This window comes from Flavobacteriales bacterium (assembly GCA_016715895.1).
Lineage (GTDB): Bacteria > Bacteroidota > Bacteroidia > Flavobacteriales_F > PHOS-HE28 > PHOS-HE28.
Genome location: JADJXH010000004.1, coordinates 1,613,721 through 1,636,859, shown reverse-complemented (window position 1 = coordinate 1,636,859; position 23,139 = coordinate 1,613,721). Strand labels below are relative to the sequence as shown.

General features: G+C 66.6%; 6 protein-coding genes. 4 read left to right on the top strand and 2 right to left on the bottom strand.

Annotated elements, in window-relative coordinates:
• Positions 1–269: 269 nt before the first annotated feature.
• Entirely contained in the window at positions 270–5,975 is a 5,706-nt protein-coding gene (locus IPM49_15705) for a thrombospondin type 3 repeat-containing protein (protein MBK9275967.1), read from the bottom strand.
• 361 nt (positions 5,976–6,336) lie between these two features.
• Between IPM49_15705 and IPM49_15700 the strand changes: the two genes are divergently transcribed.
• From IPM49_15700 to IPM49_15685, 4 genes are all read left to right on the top strand, one after another.
• The gene (locus IPM49_15700) at positions 6,337–12,807 is read left to right on the top strand and encodes an amino acid adenylation domain-containing protein (GenBank protein ID MBK9275966.1); all 6,471 of its coding nucleotides are present in this window, start codon (positions 6,337–6,339) and stop codon (positions 12,805–12,807) included.
• 35 nt (positions 12,808–12,842) lie between these two features.
• Complete coding sequence (locus IPM49_15695; protein MBK9275965.1) at positions 12,843–16,799, top strand: amino acid adenylation domain-containing protein; 3,957 nt, start codon at positions 12,843–12,845, stop codon at positions 16,797–16,799.
• A gap of 134 nt (positions 16,800–16,933) precedes the next feature.
• Positions 16,934–20,887, top strand: a complete 3,954-nt coding sequence (locus tag IPM49_15690) for an amino acid adenylation domain-containing protein (GenBank protein ID MBK9275964.1) — start codon at positions 16,934–16,936, stop codon at positions 20,885–20,887.
• A 2-nt stretch (positions 20,888–20,889) separates the two neighbouring features.
• Complete coding sequence (locus tag IPM49_15685; GenBank protein ID MBK9275963.1) at positions 20,890–21,648, top strand: 4'-phosphopantetheinyl transferase superfamily protein; 759 nt, start codon at positions 20,890–20,892, stop codon at positions 21,646–21,648.
• Here the strand turns inward: IPM49_15685 and IPM49_15680 are convergent.
• Positions 21,645–23,060, bottom strand: a complete 1,416-nt coding sequence (locus IPM49_15680) for an AAA family ATPase (GenBank protein MBK9275962.1) — start codon at positions 23,058–23,060, stop codon at positions 21,645–21,647. The two genes, IPM49_15685 and IPM49_15680, sit on opposite strands and share 4 nt — an antisense overlap.
• Between the last annotated feature and the right edge of the window lie 79 nt (positions 23,061–23,139).

The following is a 23,139-nucleotide window of genomic DNA, read 5'->3' as shown; positions in this document are numbered from 1 at the left end:
TGCTCCGGGTTACGTTGATGGCCTTCCCGGCGGTCAACCCCGATCGACCAGCGTCAGCCTGCCGAGGATGAACCGGCACACCGACATGACCACTGTTCACCGAGGTTGTTCCAGCGGCACTGCCCGGTGTGGATGACCACAGGCCGGGGTGCATCACGAACCCCTCCGACCGGTACCACCGGCCGGTCACGCGATCCACCGATCACGGAGGAGAGGTTCCTGGAAAAGATCCCACGCCGACCCTGGGGACCGGGTCCGCCACCGGTCGCTCAGTCACGCACGGCGCGCGCGCGGGCCATGGTCCGCCCCCGGTCGTCCCGAAGCTCCAGCACATAGGTGCCTGTGCTTAGTCCCGAAAGGTCCAGCACGGCCGCATAGGGCAGGTCCAGCACCCGGGCGCCCATCACATCGTACACCACCAAACGGTCAGGACGAGGCCCGTCCCAATCGAAGCGGACCAAGCCGCTGGTGGGGTTCGGATGGACCAGAATTCCGATGATGCCATCCGGGTGTTCAGGGACGGAGATTACCTCGCAGGGGTCGCCCACCCCATCGCCATCGCTGTCCTCCTGACCCGGGTTGTACACCCAAGGACAATTGTCGCACGCATCACCCAGACCATCCTCATCGAGGTCGGACTGGGCAGCGTTCTGCAGGCCCGGACAGTTGTCCGTGCAATCGAGCACCCCGTCGAGGTCGTCATCCGGATCGGGATCGACCCCCGTGGTTCCGCCGGCACATACGCCGCACGCATCGATGAAGGCCTCCCCCCCCGGCACCCCCGCGCAGTCCACCGCGATGCCGATGCACTCACAGGTGGATGTCCAGGTGTCGTTGATGGTGCCTGCGTTCCCGTCATCGCAGCCCACGCCGGGCAAGGCGGTACCTCCGGGCACCCCTGCGCAATCGTAGGCCTCGCCCACGCAGATGCAGGCGCTGGTCCATTGGTCATTGCCGGTGCCGGAATTGCCATCGTCGCAGGGAACGCCGGGCCAGGCCGGACCACCGGGTACGCCGGCGCAATCGATCGGAAGGCCTGCGCAGGTGCATCCCCCCCCCCACTGATCGTCGCCGGTGCCCGGATCGCCATCATCACACGGTGAACCCGGAAGCGCAGGGCCTCCAGGGATGCCCGTGCAGTCGATGAGCGCACCAACGCAGGTGCAATCCACACCCCAGGTATCGTCACCGGTGTCGGGATCACCGTCATCGCAGGGGGTGCCAGGCAGGGCTGCACCACCGGGCGCCTCGAGGCAATCCAGGATCAGGCCGACGCAGGTGCAGTCGGTCGTCCAACGGTCGTCCCCGGTCGAAGCGTCGTTGTCATCGCAACCGGTCCCCGGCAACGCTGCACCACCGGGTGTTCCCTCGCAGTCGTACGGAAGACCGGCACAGATGCAGTTCTGACCATACCGGTCGTCCCCGGTCGTCGGGTCGCCATCGTCACACGGGGTCCCCGCAAGAGCGCCACCTCCGGGCACGCCTTCGCAGTCGAAGGGCAGCCCCGCGCAGAGGCAGTCCGCTCCCCACACATCATTGCCCGTACCGGCATCGCCATCGTCACAACCGACGCCCGGGACGGCGTTCCCTCCGGGCTGCCCGGTGCAGTCGAACGGCAGGCCGGCACAGGTGCAGTTCGAATCATAGACGTCATCCCCCGTCGTGGGGTCGCCATCATCGCAGGGTGTCCCCGGGAGCACGGAGCCGCCCACCTGGCCGAGACAGTCGATGAGCTGCCCCGCACAATCGCAACCCGCGGTCCATGTGTCGTCACCGGTCGCCCCGTCACCATCATCGCACGGACTTCCCACGGTCGCCGGGCCACCGGGAACGCCCAGGCAATCCAGCGGAACGCCGACGCATTGGCACGCCCCGTCGTATGCATCGTTCCCGGTGTCCGGGTCGCCATCATCGCAGGAGGCACCCGGTAGCGCAGCTCCGCCCGGTTGTCCCAGACAATCCAGCGGAAGACCAGCACATGAACAGTCCGTGCCCCAGGCATCCGCGCCGGTGAGCGGGTCGCCATCGTCGCATGGACTTCCCGGCAGTGCGGGGCCTCCCGGCAGGCCGAGGCAATCCACGACCGAGCCGATGCACTGACAGTTCGCCGACCACACGTCATTGACCGTCAGCACATCCCCATCATCGCAAGACGAACCCGGCAGCGCGGAGCCACCAGGGATGTTCTGACAGTCGATCCCCGTGGGTATCCCTGCACAGATGCAGTCCACTCCCCACACATCATCCACGGTGAGGAACTGACCGTCGTCGCAAGCGGTCCCCGGCAACGCCGGACCTCCGGGCACGCCGAGGCAGTCGATCAGTTGACCTGCACATTCACAATCCACGGTGTAGGTGTCGTTGCCCGTGGAGGAGAGCCCGTCATCGCAGGCGGAACCCGGGACCGCGCCACCGCCCGGCACCCCAAGACAGTCGATCGGCAGTCCCGCACAGGAGCAGTTCGTGTCCCAGAGGTCGTTGCCCGTTCCCGCATCGCCGTCATCGCAGGGTGAACCTGGAAGGTCCGGACCGTTCGGCACGCCCTGACAGTCGATGACCGGCGGTGGTGGCTCCGTGAACGCGATGCAAAGGCGCGGGGCTTTCGCCGGATCCTGGTTCCAACTGTAAGCGGACCGACCGCCGATGCCCTCGACCATCATGAGCACCGCATTGTTCGACTGCCAACCGGGTCTGGTGATGACCTCCTGGATCACGGCGGCGAGGTCGGGGCTGCGCTGCGACAGGCCCTCCTCGTCGGCGATGAGCCATGGCTGGGGCGACCAGACCACGGAAGCGGCCGTCGGGGTGCGGGAGGTCAGTTCGAACTGGGACCAGCCGATGGGTGCGGCGTTGGCCACGGCCTCCGCACGGACGGTCAGCACACAGGGATCGACGTTCTCGTTCGTCCTGGCCGTGAACTGCAGGCTGGCGGCCACCACGGTGGCGCCCACGGGCACCTCAACCCCTTCAAAGCGGATACCGATGAGCTGATCACCCCTCCAATGCGTGGGCTCGCTATCGTAGACCAGGTCCAGCGGTCCGACATCGTGGTACACGTTACCGTTCACGGCCTGCTCCACATCGGGATCGCTCGTACCACCCGCGGTGTAGCACACCAGCGCATCGAAGCAGTCGTTGGTCCCGCCGCACACCCCGCACAGGTCGAGCACCGCTCCTCCGCCCGGGACCCCGTTGCAATCGATGGGAAGTCCCGCACAGGTGCAGTCGGCGGTTATCGCATCCTCACCCGTCGTCGGATCGCCGTCGTCACAAGGGGTTCCGGGCACCCCGGGCAGGGCCGGGCAGGGGTCGATCGCGTTGCAAAGCCCGTCGCCATCACTGTCCGGAACGGGGATGTAGATGCAGGTGCCGCCCAGACACTGCTGGTTGGTACAGGGGTTCCCATCATCACAGACCAACGGAACACCGACACACTGGCAGTTGCCGTTCCACGTGTCCCCGGTGGTGCAGGCGTTCCCGTCATTGCAAGGCGTACCCGGCAAGGCCCCGCCATTGGGCACACCCAGGCAGTCCAGGTTCAAGGGGATCCCCGCGCACTGGCAGCTGGCGTTCAGCGCGTCGTTCACGGTCTGCGCGTTGCCGTCATTGCAGGGACTCCCGACCTGGCCCGGGGCGTTGGGGCAGTTGTCCTGTGCGTTGCAGATGCCGTCGCCATCGCTGTCCGGAAGCGCTGTCCCTACGCACTGGCAGGTCGCGTTCAGCACGTCGTTCGTCGTGCAGGGGTCGTTGTCATTGCAGGCGGTGCCCACCTGGCCCGGCGCGTTCGGGCAGTTGTCCGTCGCGTTGCAGATGCCGTCCCCATCGCTGTCCGGGCTCGCCGTGCCCACGCACTGGCAGCTCGCGTTCAGCACATCGTTCGTCGTGCAGGGGTCGTTGTCATTGCACGCGCTGCCCACCTGGCCCGGTGTGTTCGGGCAGTTGTCCGTCGCGTTGCAGATGCCATCGCCATCGCTGTCGGGAACGGCACTGAACACGCAGACCCCGTTGCTGCACTGGTCCGTGGTGCACGGATTGTTGTCATTGCAGACGATGGGGGTGCCCACGCACTGGCAGTTGCTGTTCCAGACATCCCCGGTGGTGCAGGCGTTGCCATCGCTGCACGACGTGCCCGGCAGGGCGGTGCCTCCCGGAACACCCAGGCAATCCGCAGGCAGCTGGCCCGCGCACTGGCAGCCACTGGTCCATGTGTCGTTGATGGTATTCGGGTTGTTGTCGTTGCACGCGGTGCCCGGCAGCGCGCTCCCGCCCACCACGCCCAGACAGTCCGCCACCTGACCGGCGATGCTCAGGGTGCCCACGATGCCGAGGCTCAGGTTGTAGTAGCTCCCGCTGTGGCTCACCTCCAGCTTCAGTGCGCGCACCATGTACCGCACCGTTCCGGTCAGACCGGTGATGTTATCGATGAAGCTTGTGGCCGTGACCGGCGTGGACGTCCGACGCACCCAGTTCTGGGTGTTGGTATCGTAGCGGTAGACGTGATACCCGATCACCGCATCCGGGGAGGCCGTCCAGCTGATGTTCGCCGTGCTCCCACCGGTCTGGTTGCAGGTGACCTGCGAGACCGGGGCCACCACATGCATGCGCAAGGTGGGATCGCCCATCAAGGCGATGTGGACGCGCGAGGTCTGCCCGTTGGTGGGCTCATAGTGGTTGGTGCTGTTGTTCTGCGCCAGCACCAGGCTGTAGCCGATGGTCTCCCCCATGCCCATGTGGTGGATGAACCAGTTGGGGAACCCGGCCCACGCACTGGTCAGGGCATGGCCGGAGGCCAGCGGGGCCCGCAGGAAGTTGTTCTGCGTGTCGAAGTCCCCGAAATAGCTTCCGAACAAAAAGGTGAAGATGGTCCTCACCTGGGTGGTGCCGAACTGGGCCGTGTTGCCGACACCGTTGGAGTTGTTGAACCAGCCTCCCCCGCACCCGTAGCTGAACAGGCGGCTCTGGGTGGCCAGCGTGCCGAAATAATCAGCAGCCGCCACATTGTTGGGATGCACCAGCGGGCCGAAGCCACGCCAGCCGTTCTGCGAGAACGCCTCCGAATAGCCGGTGAAGTTGTCGTCCACCAGACCCTTCACATCGGCTGTAAGCGCCTTCACCTTCCAGTTGTGGAGCTTGGTGAGGTAGTTCGACAGCAGGGTCGTCTCGCTGACGCCGATGTCAGGCAGGTCGCTCATGTCGATCCGGCCTACGGCCAGTTCCACGGCCGTCGGGATCGTGGTCTGATCGAACCTCCCATCCCCCGGCACGTTATGGTTCAAGGTCCACGCCGCCGTGGAGGTGTTCGTGGAGTTGTCCGTCCACGCCCCGTTCATCTCGCCGTAATACACGTCGGCGCTCCAGGCCCCGTAGTGGTCGCTGTGGCCGTCGGGCGCCAACGCCCCGCTCCGCGGCACCGGAACATGTCCGACCAGAAGGACCGCCTTCACGTTGGAGGGATCCGCCGCGTAGGTGCCTTGGATCAGTGACTTCACGGCCGTCACGGCCGCCGTCCTGCTCACGTCATGCCGGATCACCTTCCACCCTTCACCCTCCAGGTCGTTCTGCAACTGGGTGAGCTGCGCCGCGAGGCTCCCGGTGAAGGTGTTGTCGACCACCAGCACCACCTTGCCGCGCTGCTCGACCATCTCCAGCTGGATGCCGGCGTTGACATAACCGTACCCACTGCCCAGGTTGGACGTGGTGCGCACCACCTTGTACTCGTAGGAGGTGTTCAGCTGCACCCCATTGTCGGTGAACTGCGTGGCCGTGCTTCCCAGTGTGGCGATCGAGCTGCCCCAACTGGTGCCGCCTTTGAGTTTCCGGAAGACGGTGAACCCGGTCGTGTTGGGGTGCGACTTCCAGTTCAGGGTGATGCCGGCCGGGCTGGAGGTCACGGTGGTCCAGAGCTGCACGGACCGGTTCTCGCCGTTGGTCTGGCCAGGGCTGATCTGGATGGCCCACCAAAAGCTGAGGACCACGCATAAGAACCTGACCATCAGTCCCTCACCAGCAGCACGAGGGAGTGTCGTCGCCTCGCCCCCCTCCCTTGTCGCCCGTTCCGTGCTCAACTGATGCATGTGGAGATCTCCGCCCTTCGGGCGGTAAAAACGCCGCGAAGTTCGACGAAACTGGCACGCGCTAAGCCGTAAGCGCCCACCAATTCGATGGATCAGGACATCCGGCCGACGAAGGACGATCTTTGCTCCACCGGACCGACCACCATCCCGCATGCCAAGGCTAACCACCTGATCCTGTGGGCTTGAAGCACATCCGAACTCGAACCCAGGGCTTGTCGTATACCGCCTGCCTTCTCCCGCACCCTCCCGAACACGACCACCGATGTCCACCGACCGCTCACGCACCCTCATCGACCGCATTGTCAACACCCACGCCGACCATCCTGAACGCGTTGCGCTCGTCTCCGACGAACTGACCTTCACCGCCGGTGAGATCGGTGCCCGTGCGTCGCGCATCGCCGGGCGTGTCACGGGCCTTGGTGCCGGCCGTGGCACCACCATCGGCCTCTGCCTCGATCGCTCCCCCGAGCTCATCGTATCCGTCCTCGGCATCGTGCAGGCCGGCGCCGCCTACGTGCCCATCGATCCCACCTACCCGGCTGAGCGCATCGCTGGCATGCTGGAGGACGCCAAGCCGCCGGTGGTGATCACCAGCAAGGCGCACCAGCACCTCTTCAAGGGCACCTCGACCAAGGTCATCCTCATCGAGGACGTCGATCTGGAGAACGGCCCCCTGTTCGAAGGCCCATGTCCCGTCACGCCGGACGACCTCCTTTATGTGCTCTTCACCAGCGGCAGTACCGGCCGCCCCAAGGGCGTGGCGATGCACCATGCGCCGCTCACCAACCTGATCGAGTGGCAGCTGCGCACCAGCAACTGCAAGGCCGGTGATCGGACCTTGCAGTTCGCGCCGATCAGCTTCGACGTGAGCTTCCAGGAGATCTTCACCACGTTCGCCCAGGGCGGCACGCTGGTGCTGATCACCGATGAGGACCGCCTGAACAGCTCGCAGCTCCTGCGGAAGATCATCGCCCAGAAGATCAATCGCATCATCGTGCCCTTCGTGGCGTTGCAATACCTGGCCGAGGCCGTGGAGCGCACCGGCGAAGTGCCGTCCACGCTGAAAGAGGTCTTCACCAGCGGCGAGCAACTGAAGATCACGCCCGCCATCGCGAACCTGTTCAAGCAACTGCCCGGCTGCCGTTTCTGCAACCAGTACGGCCCCACCGAAGGCCACGTGGTGAGCGAGCTCGAACTGAAGGGCGATCCTTCCACCTGGCCTGCCCTGCCCAACATCGGCACCGCCATCGACAACGTGAAGCTCTACGTGCTCGACGAGCAGATGAAGCCCGTCGCGAAGGGCGAGGAAGGTGAATTGTACCTCGGCGGCGCCTGTGTGGCCAAGGGCTACATCGGCCGCGATGACCTCACGGCGGAGCGCTTCCTTGCGGATCCCTTCATCCCCGGTGGTCGTCTGTACAAGACCGGCGACCGTGCGGCGGAACTGCCCAACGGCGAGATCGACTACAAGGGCCGCATCGACGGCCAGGTGAAGGTCCGCGGCTACCGCATCGAGCTCGGCGAGGTGGAGGTGGCCATGGAAAAGCACCCTGCGGTGGAACAGGCCGTGGCCACCGTCCGCGAGGACCGTCCGGGCCTCAAGCGCCTCATCGGCTACTATGTCGCGAACAACGAACTGAGCACGAACGAGCTGCGAAAGCACCTCGCCTCCCTCCTCCCCGACTACATGCAGCCCTCCGCCTTCGTGGCCGTGAAGGAGCTACCGCGCACGCCCAGCGGCAAGATCGACCGCAAGGCCCTACCAGCACCTGATGTGAAACGCCCCGACCTCGACGTGGCCTTCGCCGCCCCGACGAGCGCTGTGCAGAAGACGCTGGCGAACGTATGGGCCGACCTGCTCGGCATCGACCGCGTGGGCATCGACGACAACTTCTTCGACCTCGGCGGCAACTCGCTGCTGAGCATCCAATGTGTGGCGCAGCTGGAAAGCCATGGCCTGAAGCTGCCGATCGTGAAGCTCTACCAGCACCCGACGGTCCGCGCATGTGCAGCATTCCTTGAGGGTGATGCGAGCGCTGTTTCACCCACCGACATGGCCAAAGCCCGCGTAGGGGCGAGACATGTCTCGCCCGAAAAGCGGGACGTGGCCATCATCGGCATGAGCGGCCGCTTCCCGGGTGCGGAGAACGTGGAGCAGCTCTGGAAGAACCTGCTCGCGAAGAAGAACAGCATCAGCACGTGGACGGTGGATGAGCTCGACCCGAGCATCCCCGCCGAGCTGCGCAACGACCCCGACTACGTGAAGGCCCGCGGCGTGATCGCCGATGCCGACAAGTTCGACCACGCCTTCTTCGGCGTGAACCCCAAGGTGGCCGCGCTGATGGACCCGCAGCAACGCGTGTTCCTGGAGACCGCCTGGGCCGCGCTGGAGGATGCCGCCTACGATCCCGCACAGTTTGCCGGGCTCATCGGTGTGTACGCCGGCATGGGCAACAACACCTACTTCACCCGCAACGTCATCGGCCACCCCGAGCTCATCGAGCAGGTCGGCGACTTCGCGGTGATGACGGCCAACGAGAAGGACTACATCGCCACGCGCCTCGCGTTCGAGTTCGACCTGCGGGGTCCGGCATTGAGCATCCACACGGCGTGCAGCACCTCGCTGGTGGCGATCGCCCAGGCCTTCAATGCGCTGCGCGATGGCGAATGCGACATGGCGCTGGCCGGAGGCATCGCGATCACCGCGCCGATCAACAGCGGCATCGTGTACAACGAGGGCGGCATGTACAGCCCTGACGGCAGTACCCGCACCTTCGATGCGAACGGCAAGGGCACCTCGTTCAGCGACGGGTGCGGCATCATCGTGCTGAAGCGCTTGGATGACGCGGTGCGCGACAAGGACCACATCTACGCGGTGATCAAGGGCGCCGCGCTGAACAACGACGGCAGCGACAAGGCCAGCTTCACCGCACCGAGCGTGCGCGGCCAGGCCGAAGTGATCGCCATGGCGCAGGCCGATGCGGGCGTGACGCCGGGCGAGGTCACCTACGTGGAGACCCATGGAACGGCGACCCCCCTCGGCGATCCGATCGAGGTGGAGGCGTTGACGCTGGCGTTCGGCGGCAAGACCAACGGCCACCACTGCGTGATCGGCTCGATCAAGAGCAACATCGGTCACCTGACTCCGGCCGCCGGTGCTGCAGGCGTGATCAAGACCGCCCTCGCACTTCAACAGGAAGTGATCCCGGCGAACGTGGGCTTCGAGACACCGAACCCCGCGATCGACTTCGCTAATTCCCCGTTCAGGGTATTGACGGAAAGCGAAGCCTGGCCGCGTGTGCCGGACAAGCCGCGCATCGCCGGCGTCAGCAGTTTCGGCGTGGGCGGCACCAACGCGCACGTGATCCTCGCGGAGCCGCCGGTGGCCGTGGCCTCCAGCGCATCGCGCAGCAAGCAGCTCCTCCTGCTCAGCGCGAAGAGCAAGACCAGTCTCGATGCCATGACGGAGAATCTCCGCGTGTGGCTCGAAGCGCATCCCGAAGCCAACCTTGCCGACGCCGCCTACACCCTGCAGGTGGGCCGCCGCCACTTCAAGCATCGTCGCCTGATCGTAGGCGGTTCGCACGGCGAAGTGATCGAGGCCATCGCCAACAAGGACACCAACCTGATCGGCACGCGCGAGCTGCACGAGGCCGCGCCCGGCGTGGTGTTCATGTTCCCCGGCCAGGGATCGCAGTACGTGAACATGGGCCGCGACCTTTGCGACAGCGAGCCCGTCTTCAAGCAGCACTTCGACCGTTGCTGCGATCTCTTCACGAAGGAGTTCGGCACCGATCTCAAGGCCATCATCTTCCCGAAGGCCGGTGAAGAGGAGAAGGCCGCCGAGCAGCTGAAGCAGACCATCTACACGCAGGCCTCGCTCTTCACCATGCACTACAGCCTCGCGAAACTGTGGATGCACTGGGGCATCACGCCGGATGCGATGATGGGCCACAGCATCGGCGAGTTCGCCGCGGCCTGCCTGGCCGGCGTGTTCTCGCTGGAGGATGCCGTGAAGCTCGTGGCCAACCGGGGCCGCATGATGCAGGAACTGCCCGGTGGCAGCATGCTCAGCGTGCGCGCGGCGGAAGAGGATGTGGTGAAGAAGCTCCCCGCCGGTTGCAGCATCGCCGCGAACAACGGTCCGCAGCTGTGCGTGGCCAGCGGTCCGCACGAGGCGATCGCCAAGCTGCAAGCTGAACTGGAGAAGGACGGCATCACCTGCAAGCTGCTGGTGACCAGTCATGCGTTCCATAGCCCCATGATGGACGCCATCGTGGAGCCCTACCGCAAGGTGGTGGAGGGCGTGAAGCTCAGTGCCCCGCGCATCCCCATCGTCAGCACGGTGACCGCGGAATGGATGAAGGACGACGAGGCCACCTCGCCGAAGTACTGGAGCGACCACCTGCGCGCCACGGTGCGCTTCGCACAAGCCGTGAAGTTCGCGTGGAGCGATGCCGACCGCGTGATGCTGGAGGTTGGTCCTCGCACGACTGCAACTACGCTCGCTCGTCAGCAGAGCACCGACAACAAGAAGCAAGCGGCTGTTCCATCTCTAGGCGACTCCGCCGGCAACGGCAATGAACTGACGCAACTGCTCAAAGCGGTCGGTGGCCTTTGGCAGAGCGGCGTACTCATCGACTGGAGGAAGTTCTACGAGACCGAGACGCGTCATCGCATCTCAATGCCGACCTACGCATTCGAGCGCATCCGCCACTGGGTGGACCCCGTGACCATGGTGGCCGATGGCGGCCGTGCGATCGCCAGCACGACGATCGAGGCCCCCGTTCCCAACAGTGGTGATGCCAACCTCAGCCCCAAGGAGGCGCTGATCGCGCAGATCAAGCACCTGCTGGAAGAGAGCTCCGGCCTTGAACTGGCGGAGGTCAGCAACGAGGAGACTTTCCTGGAGATGGGCCTCGACTCGCTGTTCCTCACACAGGTGGCGACCTCGTTGAGCAAGAAGTTCGGCGTGAAGATCTCGTTCCGTCAATTGAACGAGGAAGTCCCGAACCTGGACAAACTGGCGGACTACATTCTGCCGCATTGGACGAATACAGGGGCAGGAGCAGGTGCAGGCGCAAAAAGCGCGGGTGTTGCTCCTGCGCCTGCCCCTGCCACCTCTGCCTTCGAAGACGCCCCCGAACTGAAGAAGGTCTTCGGTGCCCAGGCGCGCATCAGCAAGGAGAAGGTGGACGACATGACGCCGCAGCAGCGCGCCTGGTTCGACGCCTTCGTGAAGCGCTACGTGGCGAAGACCGCGAAGAGCAAGGCCTTCACCCAGGAGAACCGCAAGCCGATGGCCGACCCGCGTGTGGTCACCGGCTTCAAGCCGCAGACCAAGGAGCTCATCTACCAAGTGGTCGTGGACAAGAGCGTGGGCTGCCACCTGTGGGACATCGACGGCAACGAGTACGTGGACATCCTGAGCGGCTTCGGCTCCTCGATGTTCGGCTACATGCCCGACTTCATCAAGAAGGCTTGCCATGAGCAGCTGGAGCAAGGCATCGAGATCGGTCCCATGCACCCGCTGGCCGCAGAGGTCTCGAAACTGTTGTGCGAACTCACCGGAGCAGATCGTGCAGCGGTGTGCAACACCGGTTCCGAAGCGGTGCTCGGCGCCATGCGCATGGCCCGCACGGTGACCGGCCGCAGCCTCATCATCTCCTTCAGCGGCAGCTACCACGGCATCAACGACGAGGTGATCATCCGCGGCAGCAAGAGCAAGAAGAGCTATCCCGGTGCGCCCGGCATCATGCCCGAGGCCGTGCAGAACATGCTCGTGCTCGACTACGGTACGCCCGAGAGCCTGGAGATCATCAAGCAGCGCTGCCACGAAGCAGCGGCCGTGCTGGTGGAGCCAGTGCAGAGCCGCCGCATGGAGTTCCGTCCGGTGGACTTCCTCCGCGAGGTGCGCCGCATCACCCAGGAGAACGGCACCGCGCTCATCTTCGACGAGGTGATCACCGGCTTCCGCACGCACCCCAACGGCACCCAGGCGCTCTTCGGCATCCAGGCCGACATCGGCACCTACGGCAAGGTGATCGGCGGCGGCATGCCCGTGGGCGCCATGATCGGCAAGAGCGAATGGATGGACGCCCTCGACGGCGGCCACTGGCAGTATGGCGACGACAGCGTGCCGCCCGCCGGTGTGACCTACTTCGCCGGCACCTTCGTGCGCCACCCGCTGACGCTGGCCGCGATGAAGGCCGCGCTGGTATACATGAAGAACGAAGGCCCGGCTCTGCAGGAGCGCCTCAACACCATCACCGAGGACATGGTGGCCCGCGTGAACGGGCTCTTCGACCAGTACCAGCTCCCCTACCGCTGGGTGAACTTCGGCAGCGCCTTCAAGACGAAGTACGACGAGAGCGTCAACTACACCGAGCTCTTCTTCATGCTGATGCGCTACCACGGCGTGCACGTGCTGGACTTCCCGCACTTCATCACCACCGCGCACACCACGGCGGACATCGAGTTCATCATCAACGCGGTGGAGAAGACCTGCAAGGAGCTGCGTGAGAGCGGCTTCATGCCGGAGCGCACCTATCCGATCCCCACGGTGAACAGCGTGCTGGGCGGACTGATCCGCCCTGCGCATGAGCGCCTCCAGGTGGCCGGGAAGCCGCCGCTACCCGGAGCCCGACTGGGTCGCACACCGAAAGGTGATGCGGCGTGGTTCGTGCCGGACCCTGAGCGACATGGCAAGTACCTGATGATCGAAGAGGACTGATCGAAGCACCCCCGCCGAGGCATCGGCGTCATGACATGGAGAAATTCGTTCCCGAGATCCGCCTTCTCAGCACCGAGCACGACCCGTTCGTCGGGCCGTCCGTGCTGCTGACCTACCCCACCACCGGGCCGCAGCGGGAGGTATGGACAGCCTCGCAGCTCGGCGACGAGGCCTCCTGCGCATACAACGAGTCCGTGAGCCTCACGCTGCAGGGAGCGCTCGATGAGACCGCCATGCGCGCGGCGCTCAACGAGCTGGGCGTTCGTCACGAAGCCCTGCGCACCGTGTTCGACAGCAGCGGCCAACGGGCGCTCGTGCTGGAGTCGGTGCAGCTTCCCTTTGACCTGCACGACCTGCGCGGCCAGGACGAGCAGGAGCGTTCGGCCTGGCTTGACCGGTTGGACGCCGACCTGATGAGGCGGCCGTTCGACCTGTTGAACGGCCCACTGTTCCGCTTCGTGCTGCTCCGGCTGCGCGACGACCTGCACCGTCTGCGGATCGTGGGGCACCATGCCGTATGCGACGGGTGGAGCCTGGGTGTCCTGATGGCCGACCTGAGCCTGTTGTACAATGCGAACCTGGACCCGGCTTCGCCGGCCGCCCCGGTGGCCGAGGCCTACAGCACCTTCGCCGAAGCACTGAACGACTTCCACCGCTCGCCGGAAGGTGACGCGGTACGAGCCTATTGGAGGACGCTGTACGCGGACGGTGCACCCATGGTGGACCTGCCCACCGATCATCCCCGCAGGCCGGAACGCAGCTTCACCGCCGATCGGATCGATGTGCCGCTCGACCCTGCGCTGGCCCATCAGCTCCGGCAGCTGGCCACGCGATGCGGAGCCACCTTCGTCACCACCCTGCTCGCGGCCTTCGAGGTCTTCCTCGCAAGGCTCACCGAACAGCAAGACCTGATCGTCGGCCTTCCCGCCGCCGGCCAGAGCGACATGGGCATGACGAGGCTCGCCGGCCATTGCGTGTCGCTGCTGCCCCTGCGTGCCCGGGTCGATCTGAACGCCCCCTTCAGCGCCCACGTGAACCGCAGACGGAGCGAGGTGCTCGATGCCTTCGACCATCAGCGCTTCACCTTCAGCGAACTGCTGCAGGAGCTCCGCGTGCCTCGAGCGCCCGACCGCGTTCCCCTGGTCCCCGTCATCTTCAACGTGGACATGAACATGGACGACGGGGTGTCGTTCGCCGGTCTTCGCCACCGGTTCAGCAGCGAACCACGCGCCTATGAACAGTTCGAGCTCACGCTGAACGTGGCCGGTGGTGGCAACGACCTGGTGTTGGAGTGGACGTTCAACACCGATCTGTTCGACCACGCCACCATCCGCCGGTGGTGCGATGACCTCGTCGCACTGATGCACCGCACCTGTGCCGCCCCCGACGCACCCATCCTTCAGCTGTTGGAGCCCCCCGGTGAACCGGTGCCGGTCGAATGGCATGGTCGCACGCACCCGCTGGACGCCTCGCTCACCGTGGACCGGATGTTCGATGCGGCCGCACGGCTCCATGCCCAGCGCACCGCGCTCGTGCACGGCGAACGGAGCCTGACCTATGCCGAGCTGCGCGATCGGGTGGACACCCTCGCCGCGCACCTCATCGAGCTCGGCGCCGGTCCGGGCGGCCGGGTGGGGATCTGCGCCGGATCGTCGCCGGAGCTCATCATCGGCCTGCTGGCCATCGTGCGCAGCGGCGCCGCCTTCGTCCCCCTGGACCCCGGGCTCCCGGCGGAACGCCTTCATCTGCTGCTGAACGATGCGCGGCCGCATCTTCTCCTGGCCGATCCATCGACACAGGACCTCCTGGGGGGGATCGAACCGCCGGTGATCGACCTCGCGCGAAGTGCGGACCTGCCGGTGAGGCATCGGCGACCGGAGTTCCGCACCACACCCGAAGGCCCGATCTACCTCATCCATACCTCCGGTTCCACAGGAACACCGAAAGGGGTGGTGGTGCCTCACCGGGGCATCGTGCGGCTGGTCACGGATCAGGACTACTTCACGTTCGGTCCTGAACTCGTGTTCCACCATCACCTGAGCATCTCGTTCGATGCCTGCCAGATCAGCATCATGGGCGCGCTGCTGCATGGGGGCACGCTGGTGATCGGCACCTCGGAGCGGCCCAGCATCGCGGAGATCGCAGAGGCCCTGCGCACGCGGGGCGTCAACACGCTGGTCACCTCCTCGGGGCTGTTCAAGCTCCTCGTCGAGGAGGAACCCGGGTCCCTGCGCGGCGTTCGGCACCTGATGGTGGGCGGCGATGTGCTTCCCCTTGCCCAGGCGCGTGCCGCCTACGACATCGTCGGCCCGGGCGTGCTGGTCAATGGCTACGGACCCACCGAGGTATCGGTGATGAGCACCACGTTCACGGTGACCGACCGGTCCGAACTGGACGCTCCCGTTCCGATCGGCCGCCCCCTGCGCAACGTCACCGTGCATGTGCTCGACCCGTATCAACGCCCCGTAGGCGTGGGCCGAAAGGGCGAGCTGTGGCTCGGCGGTCCCGGTGTGGCCATCGGATACTGGAACCGACCTGACCTGACGGCCGAACGCTTCGTGGCCGACCCGTACTCCACCGCGCCGGACGCGCGGCTGTACCGCACCGGCGACCTGGTGCGCTGGCGCGCCGATGGCGCGATCGAATTCGTGGGCCGGATCGACGACCAGGTGAAGGTGCGCGGGCAGCGGGTGGAACCCGGCGAGCTGGAAGCCGCCGTGAACGACATGCCGACCGTGACCGACCGCACCGTGGTGGCCCTTGATGCCCCCGGAGGGGACAAGCAGCTGCATCTGTACGTCGTGCCCCGCGATCCAGCCGTCGCCGGGGATGAGGCGCGCCGCGCGGCCTTCGCGGCGGAGGTCCTCGCCCATGTGAGGCCCCGCCTTCCCGAGGCCCTGGTGCCTGCGACCGTGAACCCGATCGCGCGGATGCCGCTGACGGCGGCCGGCAAGCCCGACCGCAAGCGCCTTCCCCGACCGGCGGCCTTGACGGTCCACCGCGCCTCGTTCACCGCGCCGAGCAGCCCCACGCAGCGCCTGCTGGCCGAGCTCTGGTGCCGCGTGCTGAAACTCGACCAGGTGGGTGCGCACGATAACTTCTTCTCGCTCGGTGGGCATTCGCTCCTGGGCATCCAGCTGTTCGCGCAACTGGAGAAGCGAACGGGGCGGCGGCTGCCGATCCGCACGCTCTTTCAGGCGCCAACGCTCGCCGAACTGGCCGCCGCCCTGGACGGCGAGGCCGTGGGCCCGACGGGATGGAAACACCTGTCGGCCATCCGCCCGGAGGGGTCACGCATCCCCTTTTTCTGCGTGCAGGGTGACGAGGCCCATGTGTTCCTCCCGAAGCTGCTCGGCGACGACCAGCCGTTCTATGGGTTCGGGCACCAGGGCGAGGACGGCCAGACCATCGAGCACACCACCGTGGAGGACATCGCCGCCACCTACCTCAAGGAGCTCCGTGCGGCACGGCCCCACGGGCCCTATGTGCTCGGCGGATACAGCTTCGGCGGCATCGTGGCCTACGAAATGGCCCGGCAGCTGGTGGCGCTTGGAGTGGCCGTTCCCCTGCTGGTGCTGTTCGACACCTATGCCCCGGCGGACGGCCTGCGCAGCGCCACCGCCGAGGAGCGCCTGCACATGCCGCTGAAGCGCTGGGTGATGCGCCGCCTGACCGCCCGCCATCTTCGGCGCGGGACGACCATACCGCCCGCCCTCCGGCACTTCCACATCATCGACACCTATGGGAAGGCGACCCGGGCCTATGCCCCCGGCCCTTACGCGGGCAACGTCCTGCTGCTCCGGGCGCAAGCCTCCCCCGGCCCTGCGGACCTGGGTTGGGGCGCCCTGGTGAAGGGTGGTCCGGAGGTGCGGACCCTTCCCGGCGACCACTATGGCCTGATCAAGGAACCCCAGGTGCGCGCCCTGGCCGAAGCGCTCCGCAGCGCGCTGGGCACCGTGGCCGGCAGCCTCCAGGGCACGGCCGCGGCGTAATGAACAGGGCGGCCCCCGAAAACCTGTCCCGGATGCCCGTGATCATGTGCCACACGCGATGTTCCTTCGCCCTGCGAAAACGGTCCGGCGGAACCGGTCGATGTTGGTGAGCGCCCCGTCGCAACGACGCACGCATGGAGAAATTCATTCCAGAGACGCGGTACATCCCCGTGGACTTCGACCCCTTCTCGGGGCCGGCGGTGGAGCGTGCGATCCCCACCACGGAGGCGCAACGCGAGGTGCTTGCCGCCGCGGAGATGGGCGTGGAGGCCAGTTGCGCCTACAACGAGAGCGTATCCCTGGAGCTCACGGGGCATATGGACCGCGTGGCGCTGGAGCACGCCATGAACGCCCTGGTGCGGCGGCACGAAGCGCTGCGCTCCACGGTGAACGCCAGTGGCACGCGGATGCTCATCGCCGATGAGCTGCACCTCGCACTTCCGTTCACGGACCTCTCCGACCTGCCCGACGCGGAACGGTCGCGGCGGCTGGACGCCATCGCGCGCACGGACATGACGACGGCCTTCGACCTGAGGAACGGACCGGTGTTCCGCGCGCAGCTGATCCGCACCGCCGCGGATGCGCACCTGCTGCGCCTCACCGGCCACCATGTGGTCTGTGACGGCTGGAGCCTGGGCATCATGATGGCCGAGATCAGCGCGCTGTACAATGCGGCGCGCAGCGGCGAGGCGCCCCAGCTGCCCCCGCCCAGCGCCTTCAGCGACTACAGCCTCGGCACCATCGACTTCGCCGCGAGCCCCGAGCACGCGGCGGTGGAGCGCTACTGGCTCGACCTCTACAAGGGGCCCATCCCGCGGCTGGACCTTCCCTCGGACAGGCCCCGGCCGAAGCACAAGACCTACACCAGCGACCGCCTCGACCTGCCCTTGCACCAGGACCTGGTGCGCGGGCTCAAGGAAGTGGCCACGCGCAGTGGCGCCAGCTTCGTCACCACCCTGATGACCGCCTTCGAGGTGCTCCTCCACCGGGTCACCGGGTCGGACGACATCGTGGTGGGCCTGCCCGCCGCCGGACAGAGCGATACGGGCATGAAGCACCTCGTGGGGCACTGTGTGAACCTCCTGGCCCTCCGCAGCCGCATCGACGAGGAGAAGCCCTTCATCGAGCACCTCCGCAGCCGGCGCACCGGCGTGCTCGACGCGTTCGACAACCAGAGATACACCTTCGGCACGCTGCTTCAGCGGTTGAACGTGCCGCGTGAGCCCGGTCGGATCCCGCTGTGCCCCGTCGTGTTCAACATCGACATGAACATGGACGACGGGGTGGCCTTCGACGGCCTGAAGCACCGCTTCATCTCGAACCCGCGCGCCTTCGAGAACTTCGAGCTCTTCCTGAACGCCACGGGGAACGAGGGGCACCTGACGCTCGAGTGGAGCTACAACACCGACCTCTTCGACAAGGCCACCGTGCTGGGCTGGATGGACCGCTTCGTAACGCTGATCAAGCGCGTGATCGGCCATCCCAACGCGACGATCGCGGAACTCGCGGGCGATGCGGACATCGCCGATGCGCAGCGGATGCCGCTGCCCGAATGGCACGGCCGCACCACCCCGTTCCCGCAGGTGGATGTCGGCGGCCTCTTCGACGAGGTGGCCACGAAGCAAGCGGATCGCACGGCTGTGGAACTGCGCGACCAGAAGCTCAGCTATCGTGAACTGCAGCGGCGTGTGCATGCGCTCAGCAGCGCCCTGGTCCACATGGGCGTGAAGCCCGGCGAGCCGGTGGGCCTGTGCATGGACCGCAGCTTCGACATGGTGGTGGCGATGCTCGCCACCCTGCGTGCGGGCGGCTGCTTCGTGCCCTTCGACCCGGCCTATCCCGCCGACCGCCTCGCCTTCATGTTCAGCGACACCGACGTGCGGGTGATGCTCACCCAACGGCATCTCGCGAACGCCCTGCCCAGCCATCGGGCGAAGGACATCTTCGTGGATGAGGTGATGGAGAAGGGGGATGCGGTCATGCCGGCCGTGCGGCCCGATGCCCCCGCGTACATCATGTACACCAGCGGAAGCACCGGCACACCGAAAGGCGTCGTGGTGCCGCATCGGGCCATCATCCGTCTGGTGCGCGGGCAGAACTTCGTCGCCTTCGGCCCCGACCTCTGCTGGCTGCAGCTCTCGAACATCAGCTTCGATGCGAGCACCCTGGAGATCTGGGGCGCGCTGCTGAACGGTGGCCGGCTTGTGCTGCAGCCGCAACAGAAGCCCACCCTTCCCGAGATCTGCGACACCATCACCGCACACAAGGTCACCAGCGTGTGGTTCACGGTGGGTCTGTTCAACATGCTGGTGGATGAGCAGCTCGACCGCCTGCGCGGATTGAAGCACATCCTCACCGGCGGCGATGTGCTGAGCGTGCCGCATGTGAAGAAGGCCCTGAAGGCGCTCGGCCCGAACGTGCTCATCAACGGCTACGGCCCCACGGAGAACACCACCTTCACCTGCTGCTTCCCCATTGATAGCGAGGCCGGCATCACCGACAGCGTACCCATCGGCTTCCCGCTGAACAACACCACGGTGCACGTGCTCGATGAGCAGGGCGCTCCCGTGCCCGTGGGCCGAAAGGGCGAGCTGTACACGGGCGGCGATGGCGTGGCCCTGGGCTACTGGAAGCGCGACGACCTCACCGCGGAGAAGTTCATCGACGACCCCTTCAGCGGGAGGAGCGGCGTCAAACTGTACCGCACCGGCGATGTCGTGCGCTGGCAGGATGACGGCAGCATCGCCTTCATCGGCCGGGCCGACGGGCAGGTGAAGATCCGCGGCTTTCGCATCGAGCTGGGTGAGATCGAGAACGCCCTCAACGATGTGGCCGCGGTGAAGGACAAGGTGGTGGTGGCCCGTCAGGACGGCCCGGGTGAGAAGCAGCTGGTCTGCTACGTGGTGCCCACCGATGCCCGGGACCATGGGGACCCGGAACGCCGTGCCGCATTGCTCGACCGCGTGCGCGAGCACCTGCGCGGCCGCCTGCCCGGCTACATGGTGCCGACCGCGTTCGTGGTGATGGCCGACCTGCCGCTCACCGCCAACGGAAAGATCGACCGACGCGCACTGCCCGCACCGGCCGAACAGCCCAGGGCCCGCAAGGAGGAACGCACCGCGCCCCGCAACGACCTCGAGCGCGCCCTGGCCGGGATCTGGGGCAGGGTCCTCCACGCGACCGACATCGGGATCCACGACGACTTCTTCGACCTCGGCGGCCATTCGCTCATCGGGATCCAGCTGCTCGGGCTCGTGGAACAGCAGTTCAACAGGACGCTGCCCCTGAAGTCGCTCTTCGAGGCGCCCACCATCGCGCAGTTCGCCGAACTGCTCCGGGGTGATGGCGCGGTGGACGACTGGAAGAACCTCTCCCTCATCCAACCGGAAGGCGCGGCCCCGCCGCTGTTCTGCGTGCATGGCGACGAGGCGAGCCACTTCCTGCCCAGGTACCTCGGCAACGAACGTCCCTTCTACGCCTTCTTCCACCAGGGCGAGGACGGCAGGGTCATCCATCACACCACGGTGGAGGACATCGCGCGCTTCTTCATCTCCGAGCTGAAGCAGGCGCGACCGCACGGCCCCTACCTGCTGTGCGGCTATTCCTTCGGCGGCATCGTGGCCTACGAGATGGCGCAGCAGCTCACGGCGATGGGCGACGAGGTGCCCTACCTGGCCGTGATCGACGCCTACTCGCCGGCCTTGCATGCCGAGGCCATCGCCAGCGACCTGAAGTTCTACGACCCCATCAAGAAGGCCGTGCTGCGTGCACTGGTGGCCCGCTTCCTGCGCAACGATGGCACCGTGCCCGAGCGGTTCAGGAACTTCCATATCATCGACACCTATGACCGTGCGGCCATGGCCTATGTGCCGCGGCCCTATGCGGGAAAGCTCACCGTGATGAAGGCCGAGCGCTCGTGGGGCCCCCGGCAGATGGGCTGGGAACACCTGGCCAAAGGCGGCCTGGAGGTGCGCATGGTGCCCGGCGACCACTACGACCTCATCAAGGAGCCGAACGTGGGCGCCCTGGCGAACGAACTTCGCCTCACGATGGAACGGGCCACCTCGGGTTCCGCCGTCGTGCTGTGAGCATGCGCGAACGCGACCTCACCGTGCATTGCGCGCCTCTGCGCACGCTGGAGCGCACACCACCGCTCGCGGCCTCCGCACACGTAAGGCTGTGGTACGCCACCGTCACCGCACTCCTGCCGCATCTGCATCGGTTGGGCGCCGTGCTGGACGACGAGGAACGGCAGCGTGCCGAGCGGTTCCGCTTCGCCCCCGACCGCGAACGCTTCATCGCCGGTCATGGCCTGTTGCGCATGCTGCTGGGCGGTGCCCTGGGCGTGGCCCCCGAGGCGGTCCGCATGGCGCGCGGTGCGCACGGCAAGCCCCATCTGCCCGACGGAGGTCCGGCCTTCAACCTCAGCGACACCAAGGACGCGCTGGTGGTGGCGATCGGCGGCACCGATGAGCTCGGGGTGGACATCGAGACCGTGGAGCGCCGCACCGACCATGAGCTGGTGGCCGGCCATTACTTCACGCCGGACGAAGTGTCGCACATCCAGGCCGGTGGTGCGGAAGGCAAGCGGCGTTTCCTCACGCTGTGGACCCGGAAGGAGGCCGTGCTGAAAGCCAGCGGTGTGGGCATCATGGAGGACCTGCACGCCCTGCGGGTACTGGACGGCACGCAGGTGCTCACCATCCGCCACGAGGTCTTCGTGCGTGAGGCCGCCCCGGTCTATCATGTGAGCAGTTTCAGCGTGGGCACCGACCACCTGATCGCCCTGGCCACCCCGCGGCCGCACGCCGGACCCGCCCTGCACGACGCGTGCATGGCGATCAACTAATCCTCCTCCCCGAAGAACCGCGGGTGGAAGTTGAGCAGGTAGAGCCTGTCGCTCGCACGGGTGACGGCGGTGTACAGCCAGCGCACGTACTCGGTGTCGATCATCTCCTCGGTGATGTAGCCCTGGTCCACGAACACCGCCGGCCACTGTCCACCCTGCGCCTTGTGGGCGGTGACCGCGTAGGCGTACTTCACCTGGAGCGCGTTGGCGAACGGGTCCTGCCGCAGGATGCTCAGGCGCGCGCCCTTGCCGGTGACCGCATGCGCGGCGAGCACGTTGTCGTTCAGCATCCGGCGACGGGCCATCGGCAGGGAGGGCGCGTCGAGGGCCAGCACATCGAGCATCACCAGGAAGTCGCCCACGCGCCGCTCGTCGCCGCTCCACCAGGCGGCCTCGATCCAGCAGAAGCGGTGCCCGTGGCGCTCCTCCACATCGCGCCGACGCAGCACCTCCATGGGCTCGCCATTGGCGATGAGCTCCGCCTTCCCATTGCGCCCCGCCCAGTAATAATCGTTCTTCACCACCATCAGCCGGTCGCCCGGCGACAGCTCCTCCTCAAAGCCCAGGATCCGTGCCCGCACCTGCTGGCTGTATTGGTATGCCCGTTTGTTGCTGCGTGTGATGAGGCACACGTCCTCGCCGCCGTATCGGGCGTAGCAGGCCTCCAGTTCATCCTGAAGCTCCATGCCGGTGATGCGCACCACGTCAGGGTGACCCAGGATGAACCGCGGCGCGGGCTCGTTGGCCACGACCTCGGCCCGCAGGGCGGTGGCGTTGACGAGGATGCCGCTGGCCTCGGCCTGCCGCACCACATCGGTGAGCTCCACGGCGCCGGCGGTGAGCCCGAAGCGTTCGTGGAGATGGGCGGGGTCCAGCGCGGGGCTGTGGACGCTGCCCACGGGCGGCAGCTGCGCCGGATCGCCGATGAGGAGCAGCCGCGTGCCCGGGGCGGAGAACACATGGGTGAACAGATCGCCCAGGAGGTCGCGGTCGCCGAAGCCGCCTTCGCCGCCGATCATGCTCGCCTCGTCCACGATGAACAGGGCGTGCGCATCGCGGTTGGGCGTCACCGACATGCCGGCGAAGCCCTCACCGCCGGGGTCCATCCGATAGATGCGCCGGTGGATGGTGCCGGCCGCGGCGCCGGCATATGCGCCCAGCACCTTGGCCGCGCGGCCCGTGGGGGCGAGCAGCACCACCGGACGGCCCTGCGCGCGCAGCACCCGCACCAGGGCACCCACCAGCGTGGTCTTGCCCGTTCCGGCGTAGCCCTTCAGCACGAGGGTGGCCCGCTCCTTGGTGGTGCCCAGCAGGCGGTCCAGCGCCGCGATCGCCCGCTCCTGACCGGCCGTGGGCGTATGGCCGAGGGCGGCGCGCAGCGCTGCGGAAAGACCGGGCTCGGGCGGAGGCATGGGGTGGCGAGGCGGCGCCACGGGACCATGGCGGCGGGTGAAATTATCCACCTTTGACCCCGTTCTCCGGAAGAGCGCG